The 3295-nt window shown below is 61.3% G+C and carries 3 protein-coding genes; 1 reads left to right on the top strand and 2 read right to left on the bottom strand.

Features of this window, described 5'->3' with window-relative positions; all coding sequences use genetic code 11:
- Positions 1–2019: Clp protease N-terminal domain-containing protein (locus tag GPA21_RS19640; RefSeq protein ID WP_168989762.1), on the bottom strand; the 2019-nt coding region annotated here is incomplete at its 3' end.
- 235 nt (positions 2020–2254) lie between these two features.
- Here GPA21_RS19640 and GPA21_RS19635 point away from each other — a divergent pair.
- Entirely contained in the window at positions 2255–2767 is a 513-nt protein-coding gene (locus tag GPA21_RS19635) for a phasin family protein (protein ID WP_168989761.1), read from the top strand.
- Positions 2768–2839: 72 nt separating this feature from the next.
- Here GPA21_RS19635 and moaE read toward each other — a convergent pair.
- A partial coding sequence (moaE, locus tag GPA21_RS19630) for a molybdopterin synthase catalytic subunit MoaE (protein WP_168989760.1) occupies positions 2840–3295 on the bottom strand: 456 nt, incomplete at its 5' end.

Raw genomic sequence — 3295 nt, 5'->3', positions numbered from 1 at the left:
GTATGGTTTGCGCCGCACCTGTTCGGTCAGGTACCCGCCCTCTTCGTAACCGACGTAACCCGGAGGCGCGCCGATAAGCCGTGCCACCGAGTGCTTCTCCATGAACTCGCTCATGTCGATGCGGATGAGATGCTCCTCGGAGTCGAACAGGAACTCGGCCAGCGTCTTGCACAGTTCGGTCTTGCCAACCCCGGTCGGACCGAGAAAGAGGAAGGAACCGTAAGGCCGGTTCTCGTCCGACAGACCGGCACGCGAGCGACGGATCGCGTCGGAGACCAGCGTCACCGCTTCATCCTGCCCGACGACCCGGGCATGCAGGCGCTCCTCCATCTTCAGAAGCTTGTCCCGCTCACCCTGCATCATCTTGGAGACAGGGATGCCGGTGGCACGCGAAACCACCTCGGCGATCTCCTCGGTGCCCACCTGTGTGCGCAGCAGCTTGTTCGGGGAGGCGGTTTCGCCCGCCTGTTCGGCCACCTTCAGTTGCGCCTCAAGCTGCGGCAGTTTGCCGTACTGGAGCTCGGCCAGCTTGTCGTACTGCCCCTTGCGTTGCATCTCGGCCATCTGCGCACGCAGCCTGTCGATTTCTTCTTTGATGTGCGCGGAACCTTCGACACGCGCCTTTTCGACCTTGAGAATCTCCTCGAAATCGTTGTACTCGCGCTGCAACTTGACCAGCTCGTCCTCGATCAGCTGCAGGCGCTTCTGAGATGCCTCGTCCTTCTCCTTGTTTACCGCCTCGCGCTCGATTTTGAGCTGGATCATCCGGCGGTCGAGCTTGTCCATGACCTCGGGTTTCGAGTCGATCTCCATCTTGATTCGGGCGGCCGCCTCGTCGATAAGGTCGATCGCCTTGTCCGGCAGGAAACGGTCGGTGATGTAGCGATGCGACAACTCCGCCGCGGCGACGATCGCCGGGTCGGTGATCTGCACGCCGTGGTGGATCTCGTACTTTTCCTGCAAACCGCGCAGGATCGCAATGGTGGATTCGACGCTCGGCTCGTCTACCAGAACCTTCTGGAAGCGGCGTTCCAACGCGGCGTCCTTCTCGATGTACTTGCGGTACTCATCCAGCGTGGTCGCCCCGACGCAGTGCAGTTCGCCCCTCGCGAGCGCCGGCTTGAGCATGTTGCCCGCATCCATAGCACCCTCGGCCTTGCCGGCGCCAACCATGGTGTGCAGCTCATCGATGAAGACGATGATGCGCCCTTCTTCCTGAGCGATGTCCTTGAGCACCGCCTTTAGCCGCTCCTCGAACTCACCGCGGTACTTTGCGCCGGCAAGCAACGCGGCCATGTCGAGCGATAGCACCTTCTTACCTTTCAGCGTGTCAGGCACAGCGCCATCCACGATACGCTGGGCGAGGCCTTCGACGATCGCAGTCTTGCCCACCCCCGGCTCGCCGATCAACACCGGGTTGTTCTTGGTGCGTCGCTGCAGGATCTGAATCGCCCGACGAATCTCGTCGTCACGCCCGATCACCGGGTCGAGCTTGCCCATGCGTGCGCGCTCGGTCAGGTCGAGGCAGTACTTGGCAAGGGCCTCGCGCTGCCCCTCGGCCTCCTGGCTGGAGACGTTCTGGCCGCCCCGCACCGCGTCGACCGCGGCTTCGAGCGCGCGTCGCTGCAAGCCGTGCTCGCGTGCGAGCCGTCCGGTCTCGCCCTTGTCCTCGGCAAGCACCAGGAGAAAGAGCTCGCTGGCGATGAACTGGTCGCCACGCTTCTGCGCTTCACGATCGGTGAGGTTGAGCAGGTTCGTCAGGTCGCGACCAATCTGCACTTCGCCGCCATGCCCCTCCACCTTCGGCAGACGGTCGATCGCGGTCTTGAGAGCTTGCTTGAGCGGCGCGATATTCACACCGGCGCGCGACAACAGTGAGCTGGTGCCGCCATCACTCTGATCGAGCATCGCCACGAGCAGGTGCTGCGGTTCGATGAACTGGTTGTCGTTTCCAAGCGCGACGCTCTGGGCGTCCTGAAGATTTTGCATGAAACGGGTGGTAAGTTTGTCGAGGCGCATTTCAACCGTCCTGTGAATGATTCCATTGGCTTGGAAATGGGGGCGCACACCCGAATGTCAACCCATCAACACCCGTTCATCCAGGCGAATTCGCTAATTTCCCCGAAACGCACCATCTATGTGCTATTTTTCCCCAGGGCGCTGCCTGAGCCGAAGCATCAGATCGCCTGGACGGACTTTGGCATGGCAGTCGCGACCTCTGTTCCAGGCACATTCTCATGAGAGGGAGGAAACCATGGCTGGCAAGCAGGAACAGCAGCTGAACGAGCTGCATCGCAAGAACCTCGAGGCGGCGATGCGCCTGGCGCAGATGTCGATCGAGAATTCCCAGCGCATCATGGAGATGCAGGTCGCGACAGCAAAAAGCCTGTTCGAAGAAGGCGTGAACAACGCCAAGGCATTGAGCAGCGCCAAGGACCCCCAGGCAATGGTCGAGCTGCGCACCCAGTTCGCGCAGAACGCCACCGAAAAAATGCTCGCGTGCGCAAGAGAGATGGCTGAACTCACCAGCCAGACCCAGACGGAAATAGGCAAGCTGGTCGGACAGCAGCTCACCAGTGGCAGCCAGGACGTGTTCGAAGCGATGCAAAAGCTCTTCCAGGGCATGCCAATCACTGACCAGAACGCGATGACTGCCATGCAGACTGCGATGGATACCACCCGCAAAGCCTTTGAGCAAATGAGCAAGGCCTCGACAGACGCCTTCCAGTTATTCAACCAGGCATCGGGTGGGCGTGGTCGCAAGTAACGGGCTCACAAACCCACAATCGAGAACGGCGCCCGAGGCGCCGTTTTCAATTCCACCTGACGGCCTCCAGCCTCAGCGTCTTGCCTCGATGTCCTCCCAGCGCGCCGCGGCGCTGTCGTCACTATCGCGCGCATCCACCCAACGCGAGCCCTCAGGCGTCTCTTCCTTCTTCCAGAACGGTGCCCGCGTCTTCAGGTAGTCCATGATGAATTCGCACGCGGCGAACGCTTCACCTCGGTGAGCGCCAGCCACGCCGACAAAGACAATACGGTCACCCGGCTCCAGCCGACCGTGACGGTGGATGACCTTCACCGCGTCGACTCGCCAGCGACCACGTGCCTCGGTGACGATTTCCTCCAACGCCTTTTCGGTCATGCCCGGGTAATGTTCCAGCGTCATCGCCGAAACCGAGTTGCCATCATTGTCGCTTCTGACCAGCCCGGTAAAGGTCGCGACCGCGCCTATTTCGGTCCGACCAGCCGACAGGGCCGCGATCTCCGCGCCAACGTCGAAATCTTCAGTCTGTAC

The organism is Azoarcus taiwanensis (genome assembly GCF_012910885.1).
In the GTDB taxonomy this organism is placed as follows: domain Bacteria; phylum Pseudomonadota; class Gammaproteobacteria; order Burkholderiales; family Rhodocyclaceae; genus Azoarcus_F; species Azoarcus_F taiwanensis.
This window is presented reverse-complemented; position numbering and strand designations above follow the sequence as displayed.